The 23,006-nt window shown below is 65.2% G+C and carries 22 protein-coding genes, 1 tRNA gene and 1 pseudogene; 14 read left to right on the top strand and 10 right to left on the bottom strand.

What is annotated here, in order from left to right; all coding sequences use genetic code 11:
* Positions 1–25: 25 nt before the first annotated feature.
* A complete protein-coding gene (gene hemN, locus B3098_RS00335; protein WP_286889979.1) occupies positions 26–1,456 on the bottom strand; it encodes an oxygen-independent coproporphyrinogen III oxidase in 1,431 nt (476 codons plus the stop codon).
* Positions 1,457–1,691: 235 nt separating this feature from the next.
* On the opposite strand from hemN, the gene B3098_RS00330 reads away from it, so the two are divergent.
* From B3098_RS00330 to B3098_RS00320, 3 genes are all read left to right on the top strand, one after another.
* Positions 1,692–1,958: a hypothetical protein gene (locus tag B3098_RS00330; RefSeq protein WP_175124017.1), complete on the top strand. Its 267-nt coding sequence runs from the start codon at positions 1,692–1,694 to the stop codon at positions 1,956–1,958.
* 173 nt (positions 1,959–2,131) lie between these two features.
* Complete coding sequence (locus B3098_RS00325) at positions 2,132–2,872, top strand: FadR/GntR family transcriptional regulator (RefSeq protein ID WP_286889976.1); 741 nt, start codon at positions 2,132–2,134, stop codon at positions 2,870–2,872.
* Positions 2,869–4,125, top strand: a complete 1,257-nt coding sequence (locus B3098_RS00320; RefSeq protein ID WP_286889974.1) for a Zn-dependent hydrolase — start codon at positions 2,869–2,871, stop codon at positions 4,123–4,125. Before B3098_RS00325 ends, B3098_RS00320 begins: the two co-directional genes overlap by 4 nt.
* On the opposite strand, the gene B3098_RS00315 is transcribed toward B3098_RS00320, so the two are convergent.
* The gene (locus B3098_RS00315; RefSeq protein ID WP_286889971.1) at positions 4,110–4,325 is read right to left on the bottom strand and encodes a hypothetical protein; all 216 of its coding nucleotides are present in this window, start codon (positions 4,323–4,325) and stop codon (positions 4,110–4,112) included. The two genes, B3098_RS00320 and B3098_RS00315, sit on opposite strands and share 16 nt — an antisense overlap.
* Before the next feature lie 108 nt (positions 4,326–4,433).
* On the opposite strand from B3098_RS00315, the gene B3098_RS00310 reads away from it, so the two are divergent.
* The 7 genes from B3098_RS00310 (at position 4,434) to B3098_RS00280 (ending at position 11,989) form a co-directional block, all read left to right on the top strand.
* Positions 4,434–6,011, top strand: coding sequence for an ABC transporter substrate-binding protein (locus B3098_RS00310; RefSeq protein WP_175124014.1), 1,578 nt, complete (start codon positions 4,434–4,436; stop codon positions 6,009–6,011).
* A gap of 100 nt (positions 6,012–6,111) precedes the next feature.
* A complete protein-coding gene (locus tag B3098_RS00305; protein ID WP_056569653.1) occupies positions 6,112–7,119 on the top strand; it encodes an ABC transporter permease in 1,008 nt (335 codons plus the stop codon).
* Positions 7,116–7,955 carry an ABC transporter permease gene (locus B3098_RS00300; protein ID WP_056569649.1) on the top strand — a complete coding sequence of 280 codons (840 nt, stop codon included), beginning with the start codon at positions 7,116–7,118 and terminating at the stop codon, positions 7,953–7,955. Before B3098_RS00305 ends, B3098_RS00300 begins: the two co-directional genes overlap by 4 nt.
* A gap of 9 nt (positions 7,956–7,964) precedes the next feature.
* Positions 7,965–9,605: an ABC transporter ATP-binding protein gene (locus tag B3098_RS00295; RefSeq protein ID WP_286889964.1), complete on the top strand. Its 1,641-nt coding sequence runs from the start codon at positions 7,965–7,967 to the stop codon at positions 9,603–9,605.
* A 36-nt stretch (positions 9,606–9,641) separates the two neighbouring features.
* Positions 9,642–9,932 (top strand): cupin domain-containing protein, encoded by a 291-nt coding sequence (locus tag B3098_RS00290; protein WP_056569641.1) that lies wholly within the window; start codon positions 9,642–9,644, stop codon positions 9,930–9,932.
* 47 nt (positions 9,933–9,979) lie between these two features.
* Positions 9,980–11,044, top strand: coding sequence for a histone deacetylase family protein (locus tag B3098_RS00285; protein ID WP_286889961.1), 1,065 nt, complete (start codon positions 9,980–9,982; stop codon positions 11,042–11,044).
* Between the two features lie 45 nt (positions 11,045–11,089).
* On the top strand, positions 11,090–11,989 hold the full coding sequence (locus B3098_RS00280) for a DMT family transporter (protein ID WP_286889960.1): 900 nt from the start codon (positions 11,090–11,092) through the stop codon (positions 11,987–11,989).
* Positions 11,990–12,000: 11 nt separating this feature from the next.
* Here B3098_RS00280 and B3098_RS00275 read toward each other — a convergent pair whose 3' ends face one another.
* A complete protein-coding gene (locus B3098_RS00275) occupies positions 12,001–13,026 on the bottom strand; it encodes a LacI family DNA-binding transcriptional regulator (protein WP_175124003.1) in 1,026 nt (341 codons plus the stop codon).
* Between the two features lie 130 nt (positions 13,027–13,156).
* Here B3098_RS00275 and B3098_RS00270 point away from each other — a divergent pair, with 130 nt between their 5' ends.
* The 4 genes from B3098_RS00270 to B3098_RS00255 all read left to right on the top strand — a co-directional run bounded on the left by B3098_RS00270 (position 13,157) and on the right by B3098_RS00255 (position 17,930).
* Positions 13,157–13,714, top strand: a complete 558-nt coding sequence (locus tag B3098_RS00270) for a TRAP transporter small permease (RefSeq protein ID WP_175138561.1) — start codon at positions 13,157–13,159, stop codon at positions 13,712–13,714.
* 43 nt (positions 13,715–13,757) lie between these two features.
* A complete protein-coding gene (locus B3098_RS00265) occupies positions 13,758–15,038 on the top strand; it encodes a TRAP transporter large permease (RefSeq protein WP_279973476.1) in 1,281 nt (426 codons plus the stop codon).
* A 31-nt stretch (positions 15,039–15,069) separates the two neighbouring features.
* Positions 15,070–16,086 carry a TRAP transporter substrate-binding protein gene (locus B3098_RS00260; RefSeq protein WP_175124000.1) on the top strand — a complete coding sequence of 339 codons (1,017 nt, stop codon included), beginning with the start codon at positions 15,070–15,072 and terminating at the stop codon, positions 16,084–16,086.
* Between the two features lie 62 nt (positions 16,087–16,148).
* Positions 16,149–17,930 carry an IlvD/Edd family dehydratase gene (locus tag B3098_RS00255; RefSeq protein WP_286889953.1) on the top strand — a complete coding sequence of 594 codons (1,782 nt, stop codon included), beginning with the start codon at positions 16,149–16,151 and terminating at the stop codon, positions 17,928–17,930.
* Between the two features lie 19 nt (positions 17,931–17,949).
* On the opposite strand, the gene B3098_RS00250 is transcribed toward B3098_RS00255, so the two are convergent.
* The 7 genes and pseudogenes from B3098_RS00250 to B3098_RS00220 all read right to left on the bottom strand — a co-directional run.
* On the bottom strand, positions 17,950–18,429 hold the full coding sequence (locus tag B3098_RS00250; protein ID WP_414631249.1) for a YbaN family protein: 480 nt from the start codon (positions 18,427–18,429) through the stop codon (positions 17,950–17,952).
* A 145-nt stretch (positions 18,430–18,574) separates the two neighbouring features.
* Positions 18,575–19,519: a tetratricopeptide repeat protein gene (locus B3098_RS00245; RefSeq protein WP_286889952.1), complete on the bottom strand. Its 945-nt coding sequence runs from the start codon at positions 19,517–19,519 to the stop codon at positions 18,575–18,577.
* Between the two features lie 65 nt (positions 19,520–19,584).
* Positions 19,585–19,661 (bottom strand) — tRNA-Val (locus B3098_RS00240).
* Between the two features lie 154 nt (positions 19,662–19,815).
* On the bottom strand, positions 19,816–20,481 hold the full coding sequence (locus B3098_RS00235; RefSeq protein ID WP_286889949.1) for a phosphoribosylanthranilate isomerase: 666 nt from the start codon (positions 20,479–20,481) through the stop codon (positions 19,816–19,818).
* A gap of 56 nt (positions 20,482–20,537) precedes the next feature.
* On the bottom strand, positions 20,538–21,635 hold the full coding sequence (locus tag B3098_RS00230) for a TRAP transporter substrate-binding protein (protein WP_286889948.1): 1,098 nt from the start codon (positions 21,633–21,635) through the stop codon (positions 20,538–20,540).
* 52 nt (positions 21,636–21,687) lie between these two features.
* Complete coding sequence (truA, locus tag B3098_RS00225) at positions 21,688–22,497, bottom strand: tRNA pseudouridine(38-40) synthase TruA (RefSeq protein ID WP_286889946.1); 810 nt, start codon at positions 22,495–22,497, stop codon at positions 21,688–21,690.
* A gap of 3 nt (positions 22,498–22,500) precedes the next feature.
* Positions 22,501–23,006: pseudogene (locus B3098_RS00220) on the bottom strand (peptidoglycan-binding protein LysM); the annotation flags it as partial.

Below are 23,006 nucleotides of genomic sequence, written 5' to 3'. Positions count from 1 at the left end.
CGCGGCCGGTTGGCCGCGCGAGAGATCAGATGATGCGGGAGTACGTGGCGGTAGGAATGGCCGATCGCAGGTATTTGTCGAAGGCCATGGCCACGGCCCGCACGAAGTACCAGCCCAGGCCGGTGACCCGCAATTCGCCCAGGTGCAGATTCACCAGGCCCAGTTCGGCCAGGCTGGCCACCTGCGAGAGCTCGCGGCTGAAGTAGTCGCCGAACTGCAGGCCATGCTTGGCCTCGATGCGGGCGAAGTCCACGCGGCCCTGGCACATGATGTCCATGATGATTTCGCGGCGGACCAGATCGTCGGGGCTAAGGGCCAGGCCGCGTTCGACGGCGAACTTCCCGGATTCGATGGCCGCGTAGTATTCGTCGAGGATCTTCGCGTTCTGGCTGTAGGTGTCGCCGATGCGTCCGATGGCCGACACGCCCAGTGCGATGAGGTCGCGATCCGGCTGTGTGCTGTAACCCTGGAAATTACGGTGAAGCTCGCCGCGTTGCTTGGCAATGGCCAGTGCGTCGGTGTTCAACGCGAAATGGTCCATGCCGATATACGTGTAGCCCTGCTTCAGAAAGCCCTGGATGGCGGAGCTGAGCAGGCCGACCCGCGTGGCGCGGTCCGGCAGGTCGGCTTCTTGAATGCGGCGCTGCGGCTTGAAGCGTTCGGGCAGATGCGCGTAGGCATAGAGCGCGATGCGGTCGGGACGCAGTGAGATGACCTGCTCGATGGTGCGGGCGAAGGATTCGGTGGTTTGCAGCGGCAGCCCATAGATGAGGTCCACGTTGACCGACGCATAGCCCAAGGCCCGCGCGCTATGCATCAGCGCGGCGACGTCTTCGTACGATTGGACCCGGTGCACCGCGACCTGTACGCGTTCGTCGAAATCCTGGACGCCGAAGCTCAAGCGGTTGAAGCCCAGCTGCTGCAGGAAGGCCAGGCGCTCGGGGGTAGCGGTGCGAGGATCGACTTCGACGGAAATTTCGGCATCGGGCTCAAAGCGGAAGGCGCCGCGCAGATCGCCCATCAGCCGCGCCAGTTCCTCGTTGGACAGGAACGTGGGGGTGCCGCCCCCGAAATGCAGTTGCGATACCGGCACGCCCGAGCCCAGTTCCTGCACATGCAGCGCGATTTCGCTGGACAGCGCATCCAGGTAGCGGGCAGCGCGGTCGTGGTGGCGGGTCACCACCTTGTTACAGGCGCAGTAATAACAGACCGATTCACAGAAGGGAATGTGCACGTAGAGCGACAGTGGCTCGGCCGGGCTGGTTGCGCGCCGCTGCTGCAGGGCGAGGCGGTAGTCATGCTCGCCGAAGCTTCCGTGATAACGGTCTGCCGTGGGATACGAGGTGTATCGCGGCCCGTTCTTGTCCAACCGGGCCAGCAGTTGGGGTGGAAAAAACGGCTCGGCGGTGGCGGGCGCCGGCGATTCCGAAGATTGAGGGCGTAGAGCGGCTTGCATAACCCGGATTATTCGCCTGCCCGCCCCCCGGCACTTTGATCTTGCGCAAACGGCGAGCACCGCGTCTGCCGCGGGGCAAGCTTTGCCACGGCGAGCGAGCGCCATCCTGCTGCGCCGCCCTGCCCCGTAAAATGCCGCGACACACCGGGCAAGACGTGCATGCCGAGAATCGCGCAGCCCGATTCCCGCCACGGACTCCCGCCGCGAGATTCCCGCAGCAAACAAGGATCAATCAATGGAAACCGAACTGGAAGGCCGCCTGCTGGCCATGCGCCAAGCACTGGCGATTGCGATCGCCCTGTCGACCCGCAGCAGCCCCCAGGCCACCGACATGGCGCTGGAACTCCTGGGCGACCTGAAGGCCAATCTGGACAACACGCCGGCCGACAGCCCGTTCGGCAAGCCGGAATGGGTGGTGGGCGCCCATGACGAACTCGACGGCATCGCCCGGCTGGTGCGAGCGTTTACGCAAACGCCCGAACCGGACGATGACGGGCAGTAGACGCCCGTCGAACTCAGGCCAATAACCTCCGACTGGCCTGACCACCAGACGAACAGCAGTGGATTCCCTCACATCGTTTTCCCTGAAAGCGTCGGTTTCCCCTTTTGTTTCAAGGGCGAGGTGCCTATATTGGTGGCCTGACCACCAGGCCAACCCTTTGCGCAGACCGCCCGATGAGCACCTTTCAAGCCGTCGCTGTCACTCGTCTGTATCGCATGATCGCCGACCAGATCGCGGGACGCATCCGGGCCGGCGACTTTCCGCGCGGCCGGCGGTTGCCGTCAGAGCGGGATCTGGCCGAACAATTGCAGGTCAGCCGCGCGTCGATCCGCGAAGCGCTGATCGCGCTTGAAATCGAGGGCTACGTCGAGGTCCGCGTCGGCACCGGGGTTTTCGTGGCGGACAAGGAAGGCGGCGGCGCGGCGTGGGGCGCCGGGCCGAACGCCAGCGCGGCGCAGAGCACCGACGACATCGGGCCGTTCGACCTGCTGGAAGCCCGCCTCCTGATCGAACCCGAATGCGCCGGCATGGCGGCCCAGCACGCCACGCCCGCCCAGCTTGCGGCGATCCGCGAAGCCCATGAGGGCATGTCGCTGACGGAGTCACCCGGTCGGCACGACCGCGAATTCCACGGCGCGATCGCTGCCGCCTGCGGCAACGCCGCGCTGGCCGCCGCAGTGGGCCACCTGTGGAACCTGACCCAGTCCAGTTCGGTGTACCGCCGGATGCAGGACTACTTCGTCGATGCCAAGGTGTGGGCCGTCGCCCACGCCGAACACCAGCGCATCCTGACTGCGATCGCGGCGCGCGACCCCATGCGGGCGCGCCACGCCATGCACGCACACCTGCTTGGCATCCTGGCGCGATTGCGCGAGGACTTTGGCGACGTTTCCAACCCCCGAGGCGACCTATGACGACACCCACCCTGTCCATCAACGGCAACCGGCTGTGGCAATCCTTGATGGATCTTGCGCAGATCGGTGCGACGCCCAAGGGCGGCAACTGCCGCCTGGCGCTCACCGCGCTCGATGGCCAGGGGCGCGATCTGGTGACCGGCTGGATGCGCGATGCCGGCATGACGGTGCACGTGGACCAGGTGGGCAACATCTTTGCCCGGCGCGCGGGCCGCGACGACAGCCTGCCGCCTGTCATGACGGGCAGTCACATCGACACGCAGCCCACGGGCGGCAAGTTCGACGGCTGTTATGGCGTGCTGGCCGGGCTGGAAGTCATCCGCACCCTGAACGACGCGGGCGTGCAGACCGACGCCCCGCTGGAAGTGGCGATCTGGACCAACGAGGAAGGCTCGCGCTTTGTGCCGGTCATGATGGGATCGGGCGTATTCGCCGGCAAATTCCCATTGGAAACCGCGCTGTCGGCCCGCGACGCGCAGGGCATCAGCGTGCGCGACGAGCTTGCCGCCATCGGGTACGCGGGCGCAGATCCCGTGGGCGGCCGCCCCGTCGACGCCTATTTCGAAGCGCATATCGAGCAGGGCCCGATTCTTGAGCACGAGGAAAAGACCGTCGGCGTGGTGACGGGGTCGCTGGGGCTGCGCTGGTACGACGTCACGGTGACCGGCATGGAAATGCACGCCGGCCCGACACCGATGGCAATCCGCCGCGACGCGCTTTTTGCCACGAGCTTCCTGCTGCAGGCGGTCGTGAACATCGCCAACACCCATCAGCCGCATGGACGCGGCACGGTGGGCGAGATCCACGCATTTCCCGGATCGCGCAACGTGATCCCGGGCCAAGTGCGTTTCACCACCGACCTGCGCCACGAAGACGAGGCGACGCTGGACCGCATGGACCAGGATTGGCGGCGCGTCTGCGACGACATCGCCGTCGCGCATGGCGTGCGTGTCGAGGTGAAGGATGTGCAGTACTTTCCGCCGACGCCATTCGATCCCGATCTGGTCGACAAGGTGCGCAAGGGCGCCGCGAACCGTGGTCTGCCCGCGATGAACATCGTCACCGGCGCTGGACACGATGCCGTCTACATGGCCGCCGTCGCGCCCACCGCCATGATCTTCGTGCCGTGCAAGGACGGCATCAGCCACAACGAAATCGAAGACGCCCGGCCCGAGCATCTGGAGGCCGGGTGCAACGTCCTGCTCGACGCCATGGTGGCGCGGGCCAATGGCGCCAGTCAGCGCCCTGAATGATTTGCCCAAGCCGTAGCCAGCACGCCTGATTCGTCCAACAAAAAATGCAAAGGGGAAAAAACTTGCAGCCGGACACTCACCGCACCGCAGCCGACGACCGCACCGCCCTCGCCGCCCTGGCGAAGCACCATTGAATTCTCCGCATTGGTGCGCGGCGCCTTAACCAGCACCTGAACGAAGCATTGTTGCAGCAGCTCCACCCGCAGTACCCGAGAAACGCAGGTGGCATGAGGTTTGCTTGATTCGGCACGGCTATCGCCGCGTCCAGGCGGCCGCCTGTCCGACCCTTTCCAGCCCGGAGGCTCGCAGTGAAATCGAAAAACTGGTTTTCCCTAAGCATCGGCGCATTGGTCCTTGCGGCCGCGTTGCCCGCCACGCAGGCGTTCGCCCAGACCAAGGGCGGCACGTTGAACATGATCGTGCAGCCCGAACCGCCGGTGATCGTCACGGCCATCAATCAGCAGGGGCCAACGCAATTCGTTGCAGGCAAGATCTACGAAAGCCTGCTGACCTACTCTACCGACTTGAAGCCTCAGCCCGGCCTGGCCAAGTCCTGGGAAGCAGCCGCCGACGGGCTGACCTACACCTTCCATCTGCAGGACAACGTGAAGTGGCATGACGGCAAACCGTTCACGTCCGAAGACGTGGTGTTCTCGTTGGCGGAGATGCTGCCCAAGACCCATGCGCGTGCCCGCGTCATCCTGAACAAGTTCGTCGATTCCGTGACGGCGCCGGATGCCAAGACCGTGGTCATCAAGCTGAAGACGCCGTTCCCGGCCTTCATGCTGATGTTCGAACCCGGCTTTGCACCGATGATGCCCAAGCATCTGTACGCCGGCACGGACTACATGACCAACCCCGCCAACCAGAAGCCCGTGGGCACCGGCCCGTTCGTCTTCAAGGAATGGAAGCGCGGCGAATACATCAAGCTGGCGCGCAATCCCGACTACTGGAAGCCCGGCAAGCCCTATCTGGATGAGCTGGTGTTCAACGTGATTCCCGATGCGGCCTCGCGCGCCGTGGCGTTCGAGCGCGGCAGCGTGGACGTGCTGCGCGGCGGCGACGTGGACAACGTCGACATCAAGCGCCTGCGCGGCCTGCCCAACGTGGAATACACCACCGCGGGCTGGGAGATGTTCTCGCCGCAGGCCTACCTGATCTTCAACATGCGCAAGCCGCCCTTCGACAACCTGAAGGTGCGTCAGGCGGTCATGGCGGCCATGAACCGCAACATGGTGGTCAACAACATCTTCTTCGGCCTGGGCAAGGTGTCGACCAGCCCGTTCGTGACGACCGAGATGTTCTACGACAAGAACATGCCGCCGATGCCGTTCGACATGAAGAAGGCGCGCGCGCTGATCAAGGAATCAGGCATCAAGCCGGGCGACTACACGATCCGCCAGTTGAGCTTTCCGTATGGCTCGACCTGGGACCGCCTGGGTGAATACACCAAGCAGGCGCTGGAACAGCTTGGCTTCAAGGTGAATGTGGAATCGACCGACGCGGGCGGCTGGGCCAGCCGCACCGGCAACTGGGACTTCGACCTGACCACCACCTTCACCTACCAGTACGGCGACCCCGCGCTGGGCGTGCAGCGGCTGTACATCTCGTCGAACATCGTCAAGGGTTCGCCCTTCGCCAACGTGCAGGGATACAGCAATCCCGAGACCGACAAGCTGTGGGAGGCCGCCGCCTCCGAGGTCGATCCGGCCAAGCGCCAGGAGCTCTACACCAAGATCCAGACGACCCTCGTCAACGAGGTGGCCAACGGATTTCTGGTCGACATGGAGTTCCCCACCCTGTCTCGCGCCAACGTCAAGAACCTGGTCAAGACCGCCATCGGTCTGAACGAGTCGTTCGACGACGTCTACATCGAGAAGAAGTAAGCGCTGCCGATGCGCCGCCGTGGGTTTGACCCGCGGCGGCGTCCCGCTGCGCGATGGGCCCGCTTGCCGCCGGCAAAGCCCGTCCTGAAAGGACCCGAGCATGAGATTCCTGTCTTTCCTGCTTTCCCGCATCGGCAAGGCCCTGGTGGTGGTGCTGGGCGTGGTGATCATCAATTTCTTCCTGATACGGCTGGCGCCCGGCGACCCCGCCGCCGTGCTCGCCGGCCAGGCCGGCGCGGGCGATGCCGCCTACGTGGACCAGCTGCGTGTCGCTTTCGGACTGGACAAGCCGATCCTGACGCAGCTCCTGCTTTATCTGAAGGGCGTGGTGCAGCTGGACCTGGGCTTTTCGTACCGCAACCACGTGCCGGTGCTGGACCTGATCGTCGAGCGCCTGCCCGCCACGTTCCTCTTGATGTCGTGCGCCTTCGTGTTTTCCATCGTGCTGGGCGTGCTGCTGGGCGTGGTGGCGGCCAAGGCGCGCTACCGCAACAAGCGCCGCTGGATCGACAGCTCGGTGATGACCGGGGCCCTGCTCCTGTACGCCACGCCGCTCTTCTGGCTGTCGCTGATGGGCATTCTGCTGTTTTCGGTGGTGCTGGGCTGGCTGCCGGCGTTCGGCATGGAAACCGTGGGCGCCAACCTGACCGGCTGGGCGCGCGCGGGCGACATCGCGCTGCACCTTATCCTGCCGACCGTGACGCTGGGCTGCTTCTTCATGGCCGTCTATGTGCGGCTGACGCGCGCGTCGATGCTGGAAGTGATCGGCATGGACTTCGTGAAAACGGCCCGCGCCAAGGGCGTGAGCCCCAGCCGTGTGATCCGCGCGCACGTGCTGCGCAACGCGCTGCTGCCGGTCATCACGTTTGCCGGCATCCAACTCGGGCAGATGGCGGGCGGCGCGGTCCTGACCGAAACCGTCTTCGCGTGGCCCGGCATCGGACGCCTGATGTTTGACGCCCTGCTGCAACGCGACTACCAGCTTCTGCTGGGCATCTTCCTCGTCACGTCCATCATGGTCGTCGTCTTCAACCTGTTGACCGACGTGCTGTACCGCCTGATCGATCCGCGCATCGGCGCGGGTGCGCAGCAAGGAGCCTCCGCATGAAGTCATTCGCCCAACGTTACATGCGCAATTACGGGGCGGTGGCCGGCCTGGTCATCATGCTGATCGTGGTGGCCGTGGCCCTGGCGGCGCCGCTGCTGTACGAGGAATCGCCGTGGATGATGGTGGCCGATCCGCTGATCCCGCCGTTCACCAATGCGGACTATCCGTTCGGCACGGACATGCTGGGCCGCGACATCACGGCCGGCCTGGTGTGGGGCGCGCGCGTGTCGCTGATGGTCGGTTTGCTGTCGACCGCCGTGGCGCTGCTGTTCGGCATCCTGGTGGGGTCGGTGGCCGGCTATTGCGGCGGCCGCGTGGACGACGCGCTGATGCGTTTCACCGAGTTCTTCCAGACCATTCCGCAACTGGCAATGGCCGTAGTGCTGGTCGCCATTTTGAGTCCGTCGGTGTATTCGATCATGGGCGCAATCGCCGTGGTGTCCTGGCCGCCGGCCGCGCGGCTGGTGCGGTCGGAGTTCATGACGCTCAAGCAGCGCGAATTCGTGCAGGCGGCCATCGTGATTGGCCAGACGCCGGCGCGCATCGTAGGCACGCAGATCCTGCCCAATGCCATGTCGCCCATCATCGTGTCGGCCTCGTTCATGGTGGCGACCGCCATCCTGACGGAATCGTCGCTGTCTTTCCTGGGTCTGGGAGACCGCAACCTGATGAGCTGGGGCTTCATGATCGGCGCGGCGCGCACGATGATCCGCGAAGCGTGGTGGATGAGCGTGTGGCCGGGCGTCGCGATTTTGCTGACCGTGCTGGCCATCAACCTGATCGGCGAAGGCCTGAACGACGCCCTCAACCCGCAATTGCGCAAGCGCGGCGAATAGGAGGCCGGCATGAATCCAACCCCAGAATCGACGCCGCTGCTGTCCATCCAGAACCTGACCATTGCGCTGCCCAAGGGCGGTGACCGCCCCTACGCCGTACAGGACGTCTCGTACGACATCCGCGCCGGAGAAATCCTGTGCATCGTCGGCGAATCCGGATCGGGCAAGTCCATGAGCGCCAACGCCATCATGGGACTGCTGCCCGACTACCTGACGCCGCAGCAGGGCCGCATCCTGTTCCGCGGCCAGGACCTGCTGCAGCTGGACGAGCCGGCGCTTCAGGCCATGCGCGGCAAGGACATGGCGATGATCTTCCAGGAGCCGCTGTCGGCCCTGAACCCGCTGATGACGGTGGGCGAGCAGATCAGCGAGGTGATGCGCGTGCATGACGCCTACCCAGGCGCCGAGCGCCTGAAGCGCACGCTGGAACTGCTGGAATTCGTGGGCCTGCCGGACCCGGCGACGCTCTATCACGTCTACCCATTCCGGCTGTCTGGCGGACAGCGCCAGCGCGTCATGATCGCGATGGCGCTGGCGCTGGAACCCGCACTGCTGATCGCGGACGAGCCCACGACCGCGCTGGACGTGACGACGCAGGCGCAGATCCTGGCGCTGATCGCGCGGATCCAGAAAGAGAAAGGCATGGGCGTGATGTTCGTCACGCACGACTTCGGCGTGGTGGCCGAGATCGCCCATCGCGTGGCCGTCATGGAGAAAGGCATTCTGGTCGAGCAAGGCCCTGCCGACGAAGTGCTCAACCGTCCGCGCCATCCGTATACCCAGCGCCTGATCGCGGCGGTGCCTCACCGGCGCGGCGAGGAGCGCGCCGGGATCGCAGACGACAGACCGGTGCTGGAAGTGAAGGACCTGAAGAAGACCTACGTGATCGGCCACGGCTGGCTGGGCAACAAGCGCGAGGTGCGCGCGGTGGACGGCGTGAGCTTTGCCGTGCGGCGCGGCGAGACGCTGGGCATCGTGGGTGAATCGGGGTCCGGCAAGTCCACGATCGGCAAATGCCTGCTCAAGCTTGTCGGCATCAATGGCGGCCAGTTGCTGTTCAACGGGCAGGACATCGCCACGCTGCCCGAATCGCGCTTTCGGCCGATGCGGCACGAAATCCAGATGATCTTCCAGGACCCGTTTGCCTCGCTCAACCCCCGGCACACCGTGGGCCGCATCATCAGCGACGGCCCGGTCGCCAACGGCGTGGCGCGGGCGCAGGCCGAGGCCCGGGCGCGCGAGCTGCTGTCGCTGGTGGGCATGGATCCGTCTGCCTTCGATCGCTATCCCAACCAGTTTTCGGGCGGCCAGCGCCAGCGCATCGGCATCGCGCGCGCCCTGGCGCTGGAACCCAAGGTGCTGGTGGCCGACGAATCGGTCTCCGCGCTGGACGTGTCGGTGCAGGCGCAAGTGCTGCAACTGCTGCACGACCTGCAGCAGCGGCTGAAGATTGCGCTGGTGTTCATCACCCACGACCTGCGCGTAGCGGCGCAGATCTGCAATTCGGTGCTGGTCATGCATCGCGGCAAGGTGGTCGAGTACGGGTCGCCTGCCCAGATCTTCGACAACCCGCAGCATGCGTACACGCGCCAGCTGATCGCCGCGGTGCCGGGCCAGCATTGGGACCCGACCAAGGCGCAGGCCGCCTGACCGCCATTCCGTCATCGTCATTCAGGAGAACCGCTTATGCAACGCCCCGCCGCTATCCCCACCGTGCAGATCGACAACGAGCAGGTCACCGTCACCGAGTGGCGCTTCCCGCCGGGTGGCGAGACGGGCTGGCACCGCCATGGCATGAACTACGTGGTGGTGCCGCAGACCACCGGCCCGCTGCTGCTGGACACGCCCACCGGTCAGGTCACCAGCCAGCTCACCACCGGCGTGGCGTACTACCGGCCGGTCGGCGTCGAGCACAACGTCATCAATCCCAGCGACACGGAGTTCGTGTTCGTCGAGATCGAACTGAAGCGGGCATGAGCCCTGCGCATCTGGCATTGACCCGGACGGTCTGAGCGAGGATATCCATGAAGGCCTTTTTTTCCGAAGAACAGCTGCTGCATTCGCCCCGCCAATTCATGCGGCTGGGCCGCATCAGCGCCCCAACCGACCTGCCGTCGCGCGCCGAGAACCTGCAGCAGGCGCTGGCCGCCCGCGGCATCAAGGTCGAAGCGCCGGCCGACTATGGACGCAAGCCGCTCGAACACGTCCACAGCGCGGATTACCTGGATTATCTGGAAACGGCCTTTGCGCGCTGGCAGGCGTTGAGGGCGCCGGGGGTCGATCCCGGGCCGGAGGTTCTGCCGAATCTCTCGCCGTACTACAACGGCCGCATCGATGCCGCCGGGCGCGGCCCCTGCCCCTCGCCGTCCATCGTGGCGCAGACCGGGTATTACCTGAGCGACCTGTCCTGCCCCATCGGGCCGCAGACGTGGCGTTCGGCGCTGCGGTCCACCCATAGCGCGCTGGCGGCGGCGGATCATGTGGCGGGCGGTGGCGGGGTGGCGTATGCGCTGTGCCGGCCGTCCGGCCACCACGCCCATCGCGATCGCGCGGGCGGCTTCTGTTACCTGAACAGCAGCGCCGCCGCGGCCAGCCGGCTGCTGCAGACGTGGTCCAAGGTGGCGGTGCTGGACGTGGACGCGCATCACGGCGACGGCACGCAGAACATCTTCTACCAGCGGCCGGATGTGATAACGGTGTCGCTTCATGCCGACCCGGCGGGCTATTACCCCTTCTACACCGGCTACGCGCACGAACGCGGCCACGGCGCGGGCGAAGGCTACAACCTTAACCTGCCACTGGCGCACGGCTGCGGCAACACGGAATTCCTGCAGGCGCTGGACATCGCGTTGGACGCCCTAGCGGGCTATGCGCCGCAAGCGCTGGTTCTGCCGCTGGGGTTCGACACGTACAAGGACGATCCCATCAGCGTGCTCCGGCTGGACATCGACGCCTACCGCGACATCGGCGCGCGCGTCGCCGGTCTGGGCGTGCCGACCGTGGTGGTGCAGGAAGGCGGCTACATGGTCGAGGCGATCGGACCGGCGTTGGACGCGTTTCTTGAAGGATTCGACCGTGGCGGCAAGTGACCATGCGCGGGGGTACGCAAAGGCGTGCATGAGCACGTGCGCCGGATGAGCACCCTGACCGGATCAACGCCCGCACGCCAGACCGGCATCCTGCTGTTCTTTGCGGCGCTGGTGGCGTTTGCCACCTTCGACGCGGGCGCCAAGCAGTTGCTGGAACGCTACCCCGCGCCCTTCCTGAACGTGATGCGCTACCTGGCGGTGGTGACGCTGGCGATGGGCATGCTGTGGCGCCATGGGCGCGGCCTGCGCCTGCGCGACGCGCCGGAAAAGCCGCTTCTGGTGCTGCGCGGCGTCATGCTGGCCACGGTGGCCACTTGCTTCATGACCGCGCTGATCTGGATGCCGCTGTCCGAAGCCACCGCCATCTACTTCACGGCCCCGCTCATCATGGTGGCGCTGTCGCCCTGGATGCTGGGCGAACGCGTCCGCGCGGCGCAATGGGGCGCCGTGGCTGCGGGGTTTGGCGGCATGCTGCTGATCGTGCGGCCCGGCGGCGACCTGCCTCTGCTGGGCACGTTGCTGATGGCGGTGTCCGCCGTCAGTTACGCAATCTTCCAGGTGCTGACGCGCAAGCTGTCGAACAAGGTGCCGGGGCCGGTGCAGTATGCGTACACCGCGTTCATCTGCCTCATCGTGACGGCGCTGCCGGCGCCCTTCTTCCTGCCCGATCCCTGGCCGGGGCCGGCGGACACCGCCATCATTCTTGCGTTGGGCGCATGCAGCGGACTGGCGCAGATCCTGCTGATCGCCGCCTTCCAGCGCGTCCCGGCCGCGACGCTCGCGCCGCTGAACTACTTCCAGTTGCTGCTGGCGCTGGGCTTCAGCACGTTCTGGTTCCAGCGCCCGCCAGACGCGCTGGCGCTGGCGGGCATGGGGCTCATCATGGCGGCCGGGGTGTTTCTGGCGCTGCGCCCCCTTAGAAATCCATCGACGCCGACAGCATGAACGTGCGGCGCTTAGCTGGTTTCGCGCTGGACCAGTTCGAAACCCAGATCCACGTGCCGCTCGGGCACGGGTTCGCCCGCCAGATGCTGCATGAGCAATCGCGCGGCGGATAGCCCGATCTGATAGCGCGGCGTGGCGATGGTGGACAGCGGCGGCGTGGTCCAGGCCGTGCCCGCCAGGTCATGGAACCCGACGATCGCCATCTGCGCCGGCACCTGCAACCCGTCGCGGCCGCATTGGAACACCGCGCCCTGCGCCAAGTCGTCGTTGCAGAAGAACACGGCGTCGCAGTCGGGATGACGCGTATGCAGGTCCTGCATCAGCGCGGCCCCCAGGCTGATCGACGATTTCTCCGGCGTCATGATCTCCAGCGCCGCGTCATACAAGCCTGCATCGCGCAGCGCCTGACGGCACCCTTCGCAACGGCGCAGCGACCGGGGATCCAGCTGCGCGCCAATGATGCCGATGCGGCGGTAGCCGCGTTCCACCAGATGACGGCCGGCCGCGTAGCCCGAGTCGAATTGCGAGAACCCGACGCTCATGTCGTCGTTGCCTTCCAGCGTTTCGATCGTGTGCACCGTGGGAATCGCCTGCGCGCGCAGCAGTTCCCAGACGCCCGGATTGTGATCGATGCCAGTCAGCACCAACCCGTCGGGCGAGTGCTGCAGGTACTTGCGCAGCAACGCCTCTTCTTCGTCCGGCGAATAGCCCGTCACGCCGATCAGCATGTGGTAGCCGTGCTGGTCCAGCACGTCCTTGATGCCCGTGATGATGTCCACGAAGACCACGTTGCTCAGCGACGGAATCAGCACCACGATGGTCTGCGACCGCGCCGACGCAAGCGCGCTGGCGGCGTGGTTGGGCACGTAGCCAAGTTCCTGGCACACCCGCGCGATGTGCTGGCGCAGGTCTTCCCCCACCTTGTCCGGCGTGCGCAGCGCCCGCGAGACCGTGATGGCGCTGACGCCGACGCGCCGCGCGACGTCCTGCATGGTGACGCGGCCGGCGCGCGAGCTTCGGGGTTTGCGGATGGACATGGACCCTCGCGGTGAATGCAAGCGCGTAGTCTGACGGAAAAAAAGAGGCTTGCCAAAGCAAAAATGTTAGCGCTAACATGACCCACATCAAATGATTAGAAAACTCCGGAAAAACGGAGAGGAGACAACCATGCAAGCTTCCCCACTGGGGCGGCCGGGGCCATCGCGTCCCGGCCGGTCGCCGCTGGCCCGCGCCGCGGACTGGTGTTTTGTGCTGCAGACCTGGCTGATGGTGGCCTGTCTGATCGTGATGGTCGTGCTGCTGTTCGGCAACGTGGCGCTGCGCTATCTCTTCAACTCCGGCATCAACGTGTCCGATGAGGTCTCGCGCCTGGCCTTTGTCTGGATGATCTTCCTGGGCGCGGTGATCGCGCTGCGCGAACACCAGCACATCGGCGTCACCATGATGGTGGAACGCTTCGGCCCGGGCGCGCGCCGCGTGTCGCACATTGCCTGCCAGCTGATGATCCTGTGGGTGCTGTGGCTGATGGCTGAAGGCGGCTGGGTCCAGACGGTGATCGGCATGGACACCGTGCTGCCGGTCACCGGCATGCCGCTGGCCGTCTTTAACGCAGCCGGCCTGTATGCCGCCGTGGCGATGGGCATCCTGACCCTCATCGACCTGGTCCGCGTGATTGCGGGCGGCCCGCTGCCGGCGGAGTCCAGTCCGGAAGACCCGGCGGTCTGAACCCGCCCCTCCCCGCCCCCAATCACCTGCCCGGATATCCGCAATGATCCTGACCGTCTTCCTAGTCGTGCTGCTGGGGCTGATCGCCCTGGGCATGCCGATCGCCTTCGCGCTCATCATCAGCGCGATCGTCATGATGTTCCAGCTGGACTTCTACGACACCCAGCTCCTTGCCCAGAACATGCTGTCCGGCGCCAACAGCTTCACGCTGATGGCGGTGCCGCTTTTCATGCTGGCCGGCGAGCTGATGAACGCCGGCGGCATCTCGCGGCGCATCGTGCATCTGGCCAACACGTTCGTGGGCCACATCCAGGGCGGCCTGGGATATGTGGCCATTTTCGCCAGCGTGCTGCTGGCGTCCCTGTCGGGCTCGGCCGTGGCTGACGCCGCGGCGCTGGGATCACTGCTCATCCCGATGCTGCGCGAAAAGGGTTATGAGGCCGGCCAGGCGTCGGGCCTGATCGCCGCCGGCGGCATCATCGCGCCCATCATTCCGCCGTCGATCTCGTTCATCATCTTCGGGGTCGCCACCAATGTGTCGATCACCAAGCTGTTCTTCGCCGGCATCGCACCGGGCCTCATGATGGGGCTGACGCTGGTGGCGGTGTGGACCTGGGTCGCGCGCAAACACGGCAGCATCAAGCCGGCGCCACGCGAACCCTGGCGCATCCGGCTGAAGGCGCTGCGCGGATCGCTATGGGCGCTGTTCCTGCCGGTCATTATCATCGGCGGCCTGCGGGGCGGCATCTTCACCCCCACGGAAGCGGCCGTCGTCGCCGCCGTGTATGCGTTGCTGGTCAGCCTCTTCGTCTACCGCGAAATCGGCTGGCGCGACCTGGGACCGCTCTTCATCAACGCGGCGCGCACCACCGCCGTGGTCATGTTTCTGGTGGCGGCCGCCATGGTCTCGTCCTACATGATCACGCTGGCGGACCTGCCTCAGGACCTGATCGCATTGCTTGAGCCGGTCATGGATCAGCCAAAGATGCTGATGTTCGCGTTGCTGATCCTGCTGACGCTGGTCGGCACGGTGATGGATCTGACGCCGACCATCCTGATCCTCGGGCCCGTACTCATGCCCGTCGTCATCAAGGCAGGGATCGACCCCGTCTACTTCGGCGTCATGTTCGTCATGGTCGGCAGCGTCGGCCTGCTGACGCCCCCGGTGGGCACGGTGCTCAACGTGGTTTGCGGCGTGGCCCGCATCAATATGGAAACCATCTGCAGAGGGGTGTGGCGCTACGTCGTGGCCTACACACTGCTGCTGGTCCTGCTGGTGATCTTCCCCGAACTGATCACCGTACCCGCACGCTGGATGCACTAGCGGCACTTGAAAACCCCCGAGGAGAAACACCATGATCAAGCAATTCAAGACCCGCATTCTTGTCCTGGCGACGGTGCTGTCCTGCACCGTCGCCGGGGTGGCCGCGGCCGCGGACGTCAAGCCGCGCCTCATCCGCTTCGGCTACGGGCTGAACGAGGAAAGCGTGCAGGGCCGCGCGGCCCGCCATCTGGCGCAGGAACTGGAAAAGGTCAGCGGCGGCAAGCTCAAGATGCGGACCTTCGGCTCCGCCAACCTGGGCTCGGACGAGCAGATGCAGAGCGCGCTGGTGGGCGGCGCGCAGGAAATGATGGTGGGATCCACCGCGCCGCTGGCGGGCATGGTCAAGGAATTCGGCGTGTTCGACCTGCCGTTCCTGTTCAACAGCGAAAAAGAGGCCGACGCGGTGCTGGACGGCCCGCTCGGGCAGGATCTGCTAAAAAAGCTGGAAGCCAAAGGTCTGGTCGGCCTGGTCTATTGGGAAAACGGCTTTCGCAACATGACCAATTCCAAGCGGCCGATCACGCGCGCCGAGGACCTGCAGGGCATCAAGCTGCGCGTCATGCAGAACCAGATAGCGCTGGGTGTGTTCAACACGCTGGGCGCCAACGCGGTGCCGATGCCGTTCTCGGAACTGTTTACCGCGCTGGAAACGCGCACGGTCGACGGCCAGGAAAATCCCATCACCACAATCCAGAGCAGCAAGTTCTACGAGGTGCAGCCCTACCTGACCATCACGCGCCACGTCTACACGCCGTGGGTGGTGCTGGCGTCCAAGAAGTGGTGGGACACGCTGTCGCCCGACGAGCAGAAGCTGATACGCCAGGCCGCCGCGTCGTCGCGCGACTTTGAACGGCAGGACAGCCGCGCCGATTCCACCAAGGCCATGGGTACGCTTGAAAAGAACGGCATGAAGATCAACACCGTCACGCCGGAAGAAGTGGCCCGCATGCGCCAGAAGGTGCAGCCCGTGGTCGACAAGTACACGCAAGAGCTCGGCCCGGAACTGGTCAAGCAGCTGAACGACGAAATCCAGAAGGCGCGCAACTAGCGCCAATGGTGGCCCGGATCCGCTTTTGGTCCGGGCCAGTAAGCAACCGAAGCGAGACAGCCATGTCCCAGACACCCCGCCGACTGCGCAGCCAGAAATGGTTCGACGATCCTTCGCACGCCGACATGACGGCGATCTACGTCGAGCGCTATCTCAACTACGGCCTGACGCGCCAGGAACTGCAGTCGGGGCGGCCGATCATCGGCATCGCGCAGACAGGCAGCGACCTGGCGCCCTGCAATCGCCACCATCTGGCGCTGGCCGAACGCATCAAGGCGGGCATCCGGGACGCCGGCGGCATCCCCATGGAATTCCCGGTGCATCCGCTGGCCGAACAGGGCCGAAGGCCCACCGCGGCGCTGGATCGCAATCTGGCGTATCTGGGTTTGGTGGAGATCCTGCACGGCTATCCGCTGGACGGCGTGGTGCTGACCACCGGATGCGACAAGACCACGCCCGCGTGCCTGATGGCCGCGGCCACCGTGGACATTCCGGCCATCGTGCTGTCCGGCGGACCCATGCTGGATGGCTGGCATGAGGGGCAGCGCGTGGGGTCGGGCACCGTCATCTGGCACGCGCGCAACCTGATGGCCGCAGGCAAGCTGGACTACGAAGGCTTCATGACGCTGGCCACGGCGTCGTCGCCGTCGATCGGCCACTGCAACACCATGGGCACCGCCCTGTCCATGAACTCGCTGGCCGAAGCGCTGGGCATGTCGCTGCCCACCTGTGCCAGCATTCCCGCGCCGTATCGCGAACGCGGCCAGATGGCTTACGCCACTGGCATGCGCATCTGCGACATGGTGCGCGAAGACCTGCGGCCTTCGCACATCATGACGCGGCAGGCGTTCGAAAACGCCATCGTCGTTGCCTCGGCACTGGGCGCGTCCAGCAACTGCCCGCCGCATCTGATCGCGATTGCGCGCCACATGGGCGTCGACCTGAGCCTGGACGATTGGCAGCGGCTGGGCGAAGACGTGCCGCTGCTGGTCAACTGCGTGCCGGCCGGCGAGCACCTGGGCGAAGGCTTTCACCGCGCGGGCGGCGTGCCGGCCGTGCTGCACGAGCTGCTGGCCGCGGGCCGTCTGCATCCTGACTGCGGGACCGTGTCGGGCAAGACCATCGGCGACATTGCCGCAGCGTCCAAGACCCATTACACCGACGTCATCCGAAGCTGCAACATGCCGCTCAAGCACCGCGCCGGCTTCATCGTGCTGTCCGGCAACTTCTTTGATAGCGCCATCATCAAGATGTCGGTCGTGGGAGAGGCATTTCGCCGCGCGTACCTGTCGGAGCCCGGTTCGGAAAACGCCTTCGACGCCCGCGCCATCGTCTTCGAAGGCCCGGAGGACTATCACGCCCGGATCGAAGATCCGGCCCTGAACATCGACGAACATTGCATTCTGGTGATCCGCGGCGCAGGCACCGTGGGATACCCCGGCAGCGCCGAGGTCGTGAACATGGCGCCGCCGTCGCATCTGATCAAGCGCGGCATCGACTCGCTGCCCTGCATGGGCGACGGCCGCCAAAGCGGCACGTCGGCCAGTCCGTCCATCCTGAACATGTCGCCGGAAGCTGCGGTGGGCGGCGGGTTGGCGCTTCTGCGCACCGGCGACCGGATCCGCGTGGACCTGAACCAGCGGTCGGTCATCTTGCAGGTGGATGAATCGGAACTGGAACGGCGCCGCCAGGAACCGGCATACGAAGCGCCGCCGTCGCAGACGCCCTGGCAGGAGCTCTACCGGCAGACCGTGGGACAACTGTCCACGGGCGGGTGCCTGGAGGCGGCGACGCTGTATTTGAAAGTGGTGGAGACGCGCGGGGATCCGCGGCATTCGCATTGAGGTATGCGGGCCGTGCGGGCTATTTGCGAGCAGGCGTGTCGGCCGGGTCCGAGGCGGATTCTGTCGTAGCGTCGGAGGGCAGATCGGTGGTCGGTTCGGTGAGCGGTTCGGCTGCTGGGTCAGTGGCCTGGCTCTCGGCACGCGGGCTGGGCCGGCTGAGCACGTAGGCCGCGCTGGCCAGAAAGAAGATGCCCACGCCGATGGCCAGCAACGGCGAGGGATTGGCGCTCCAGTAGAACAACACATAGCCCGCTGCCATGCCCAGGCTGGCGTACGTTTTACCCTTGCGCGATACCGCGCCCTGTTCGCGCCAGGCGCGCAGCGATGGACCGTATGTCGGACTGTCCAGCAGCCATTTCTCGAGCCGGGGCGACGAGCGCGAAAAGCAGCCCACGGCCAGGATCAGGAAGATCGTCGTCGGCATCACCGGCAGAAAGGCGCCGATGACGCCCAGCGCCAGCATCAGGCAGCCCAGGCATAACCAAAGTGCTCTCATCATGATGGTGTGCAGGATATCGCAAATGGGCGGGTGGGGAACCGGCTGCTTCGCGCCGCGTCCATTGCCTGCTCCGCCCGGATCGTCTGCCGTGTCCGCAACGTCTGCCCTGCCCGCATTATCTTCGACGCCCCCAGCATCGACCGGCTCAGGATGCGGCGGGCTCCGGCATGCGGGCGCGCAGCATCCTGACGAATTCCGCATCAGGGCTGCCGCCGGCGTCACGCGACCGGTGAACCATGGCCCACGCCTCGCCATACTGGCCGCGCCAGTAGTAGGCAGTGGCCCATGACGCATACAGATAACCCTTGTCCGGCTCGACGGCCTCGCCCTTGCGGTACCACTCGTCCGAACGCGTCGTGGCCGCGATGCGCGCCTCGGGCGGCAGCGTCTTGTCTTCTGCCGCACAACGCGCCGCGATCCGGCCCGCGTCCGCATAAATGCCGCGAAACGCGGGCGGATTCAAACTGATCGCGCGGTCCATCATGCCCATCGCCTGGCAGACTTTGCGCTGGCTTTCCAGAATGACAGCGAAACCTGCGTATACCTCGGCGTTGTCGGGATTGAGCAGCCAGGCCTGATTGAAGCGCCGCATGGCTTGGCCGGGCTGGTCTTCACGGAAAAGACGATAGCCCGCTTCGACCCGCGCCTGCGCCGCCGCCGATGGCGATGCAAACGCCTTTGCGGCCAGTGCAACCTGTTGTTCATCGCCCGCGCGCAACGCGGCGGCCGCGCGGCGATCTGCGCCGGCATACATCGGCGCCTCGTCGCTAGCCGTTTGCGCCGGCGACGGCGCCTTGATTGCGCAGCCGGGCAGCCACAGCAACTGAGCCAGAACGAACGCCTTCAACGTGCAGTGCATGGGCGGGCTTTGAATTGGGAAAGAAGGAATATACCTGCGTGGGTATTGATGCGAAGCTATTGCGATACCAAGGCAACAGCGTTGCGATACTGATGCGGCGATGGAGCGAACCCATGCAGCGATGTTGCGAACCGATGCAGCGATGTTGCGAACCGATGCGAGGATCGCGCCGCGCGCTTGATTTGTTAAAAGCACCGTCGCACGCGGAAAAGCAAAAAGCCGCGAAGTCATAAGACTGTCGCGGCTTTTCAGGTCTGCGTTCGACTAGCTCTATCGAACACACCTTTGCAGGAATTTGGTAGGCGGTATTGGAATCGAACCAACGACCTCCACGATGTCAACGTGGCGCTCTAACCAGCTGAGCTAACCGCCTGCAAAGAAGAAGAATTATATAGTGCTTTTTTAAACTGTGCAAATCGTCTTGGAAGATTTTTTGCAGTTTTTATTGCGTTTCGGGTTTTGCGGCATTTACCTTGCGGCCTTGCCAAACTGCCCTTTCGCAACACGCTCTAAAGCGCTTTAAAGCACTATTTCTTTTCCTTCAATTTCGTGTCTGCGTCATGTGCCGCAGCAACGAAGAACGAGATTCTATCAGAACTTTTTATTCCTTGCTCGACTTCGACGCCACTACTCACATCAATCGCCCAAGGCCGCACGGATTCGATGGCCGCGCCGACGTTTTCTGCATTCAATCCGCCAGACAGAATCAACGGACGGGACATGGGATCGGCCCGCACATCATCCAGCAACGCGTAGTCGAAACCGTGTCCGCTGCCGCCATAACCGGCGCTGTAGCTGTCGAACAACCATCCCGCGGCCTGGCCGTATGCGCGGCAAGTGGCTGCCAGGTTTTCCGCCGTCTCCAGGCCGGGCGCGCCGGCACGGAAGGCCCGCAGGTGGCGATGCCCATAGCGCGCGCATTCCAGCGGCGTTTCGTCGCCGTGGAATTGCAGCAGGTCGGGCCCGACTTCGCCCAGCACCGTGCGAACCTCTTCCTCTTGCGCATTCACGAAGAGCGCGACGACGTCGACAAACGCCGGCACCCCGCGGCGCAACTGCGCGGCGCGCGTAGGCGTGAGGCAACGTTTGCTTTTGGGATAGAAGACAAAGCCGATCGCGTCGGCGCCGGCGGACACCGCAGCTTCAATGTCTTCTTCGCGGGTCAGCCCGCAGATCTTTATGCGTGTACGCATGGCATTTTCTGGATGTGTCGCCCCGCGGCGACTGGATAGGCCAGTATATCCGGCCCCTACGCCCCGGGCGCGCCCAGCGTCGCCACCATGTTGTCGAAGCTGCCCTCGGCCATGCGGAACCACGGGACCTGCTTGCCGCGGAAAACCAGCATGCTGTCGTAGAGCTTCTTGAACGTCGCGTTTTTCGCGCTTAATTCATTGCAGGACGCCACCGTGGCTTCGTGCGCAGCTTGCAGCACCGGCCGCGGATACGCCTTCAATTGCGCACCCTGCGACACCAGCCGGCGCAGTGCATCGGGATTGTTGGCATCGAACGCGGCAATCATGTCGTTGCATGCGGCGGCGCAGGCCAGGGACAGCGCGGTCTGATAGGCCTTGGGCAGCTCGCCATACGCGTCTTGATTGACGTACAGCGACAACTGCTGCGTGCCGGCCCACCAGCCCGGAAAGTAATAATTGCGCGCGACTTCGAACAACGCAAACCGCTCATCGTCGAACGGGCCGATCGTCGCCGCCCCGTCCACCACGCCTTGCGCCAGCGCGGCATGCACATCGCTCGCGGGTATGTCGACCGGCGTCGCACCCAGTCGCGACAGGATGTGGGCGGCAAAGCCATCGGCCGCTACCTTCAGGCCGCGCAGATCAACAACGGTCTTGATCTCGCCGCGGAACCACCCGCCCATCTGTGCGCCGGTATAGCCGCAGGGAAAGTTCAGGATGCCGAACTTGGCGAAGGCCTCGCGCGTCAGCGTCAGACCCTCGCCTTTCCGCATCCATGCGTTCATCTGGCGCGTGTTCAATCCAAATGGCACGCCGCCATCAAAGCAAAGCGCGGGATCGGTGGCGAAGTACTGGACCGATGACGCATGACCGCATTCAACGATGCGGTGCTGCACGGCTTCAAGCGCCTGGCCCGGCTGGAACAACTGGCCGGCAGGAAAGACCTCGATGTTGAAGCGCCCTTCCGTGACTTCGGCCACGTAGCGCGACACGTCGGCGGCTCCCGCAAACAGCGTCGCCGCATCGGCCGAAAAGTCCGAAGCCAGCCGCCAGGTGAGGTTGGGCGCTTCCTGCGCAATGGCGGGAGCGGCCAGCACGGCGCTGCCGGCGGCGGCGCCCAGGGCGGTCTGCTTCAGAAACGCGCGGCGTTGCATGGCGCATGCCTCCAGAAAGGCGCGGGAACCCGCCGGCTGCGCGGCGGCTTCCCTAATAGGATTGAGTAAAGGGCGACAACAGCGTCGCCCCGCCATCGAGTTCGCGCAGCCCGAAGGCTTCCGGGTAATCGATGCTGGCAAGGTACAAGCCATCCGGCGCAAACGTGGGCGCGCCGCGTTTGCGGTCACGCCACGCCAGAAGCTGCGTCATCCAGTCCACCGATTCCCTGCCCTGCCCGACCTGCAGCAGCGCACCCATGATGTTGCGCACCATGTGATGCAGAAAGGCATTTGCCTTCAGCGTGAAGACGAGGAACGGTCCGCGCTCTTCGATCTCGAGGCTGTGCATGTGGCGCACCGGATGCTTGGCCTGGCATTGCGAGGAACGGAAGCTGGAAAAATCATGCTCGCCGACCAGCGCCTTGGCGGCCGCGCGCATGGCGTCCACATCCAGCGGCTGAAAGCACCAACCCGCACGTCCTGCCCACAGCGCCGGACGCACCCGGCCGCGCCAGAGCAGATAGACGTAAGTGCGGGCGCGCGCCGAAAAACGCGCGTGGAACTCGTCGGAGACTTCTTCGGCCCATTGCACGGAGATACTGGGCGGCAAAAACGCATTGACGCCACGCACCCAGGATTCGGTCTTGCGGTTCAGCGTGGTGTCCAGATGGACCACCTGCATCGCGCCATGCACGCCGGTATCGGTGCGCCCGGCGCAGATCGTGGGCACCGGATCGGCGACGCCACAGAAACTGGCCAGGGCGGATTCCAGCGAATCCTGCACCGTCTGCCGGTGCGGCTGTGTCTGCCAACCCTGCCAGGCGGAGCCGTCATACGCCAGCCCCAATGCAACTCTAGACATGCTTCAAACCCGAGGACCGCCGATACGGCGCGGTTCGTCCGTGGGCGGTACGTCCAGGTCGAGATTGATGGTATCGAGCTTGCGGTTCAGCGCTGCCGTATCCAGCGCGGGCTCGTTGTAGGTATAGCTATCCTCGTCATCGTCGTCACGCCGCGCGGCGGCCCGGCGCAATAGCCAGGCAATGGCGAAGGCAACCAGCGCCAGCACCGCGGTAACGATCACGAGAAGATTGTCGGCCAGCCAGCCGGGCATGCCAGTTTGCACAGTTTTGTCCGGAAGCGTGCCGACGGGTTTGTCGGCGTCGGAGGGTGAGGAGGTCGTGGCGCCGGGGGTGCTTGCCGCGTTCGGGGTGCCTGCTGCACCTGGGGTGCCTGCTGCGCCCGGAGCGCCTGCTGCGCCCGGAGTTCCTGCTGCGCCCGGCGTGCCTGCTGCGCCCGGAGTACCTGCTGCACCCGGAGTGCCTGCTGCGCCCGGAGTACCTGCTGCGCCCGGAGTGCCTGCTGCACCCG

This window comes from Achromobacter sp. UBA2119 (assembly GCF_002331005.1).
GTDB classification, from domain to species: domain Bacteria; phylum Pseudomonadota; class Gammaproteobacteria; order Burkholderiales; family Burkholderiaceae_B; genus Achromobacter; species Achromobacter animicus.
The sequence above is the reverse complement of the archived record's forward strand: the minus strand, read 5'-3'. Positions and strand labels throughout refer to the sequence as shown.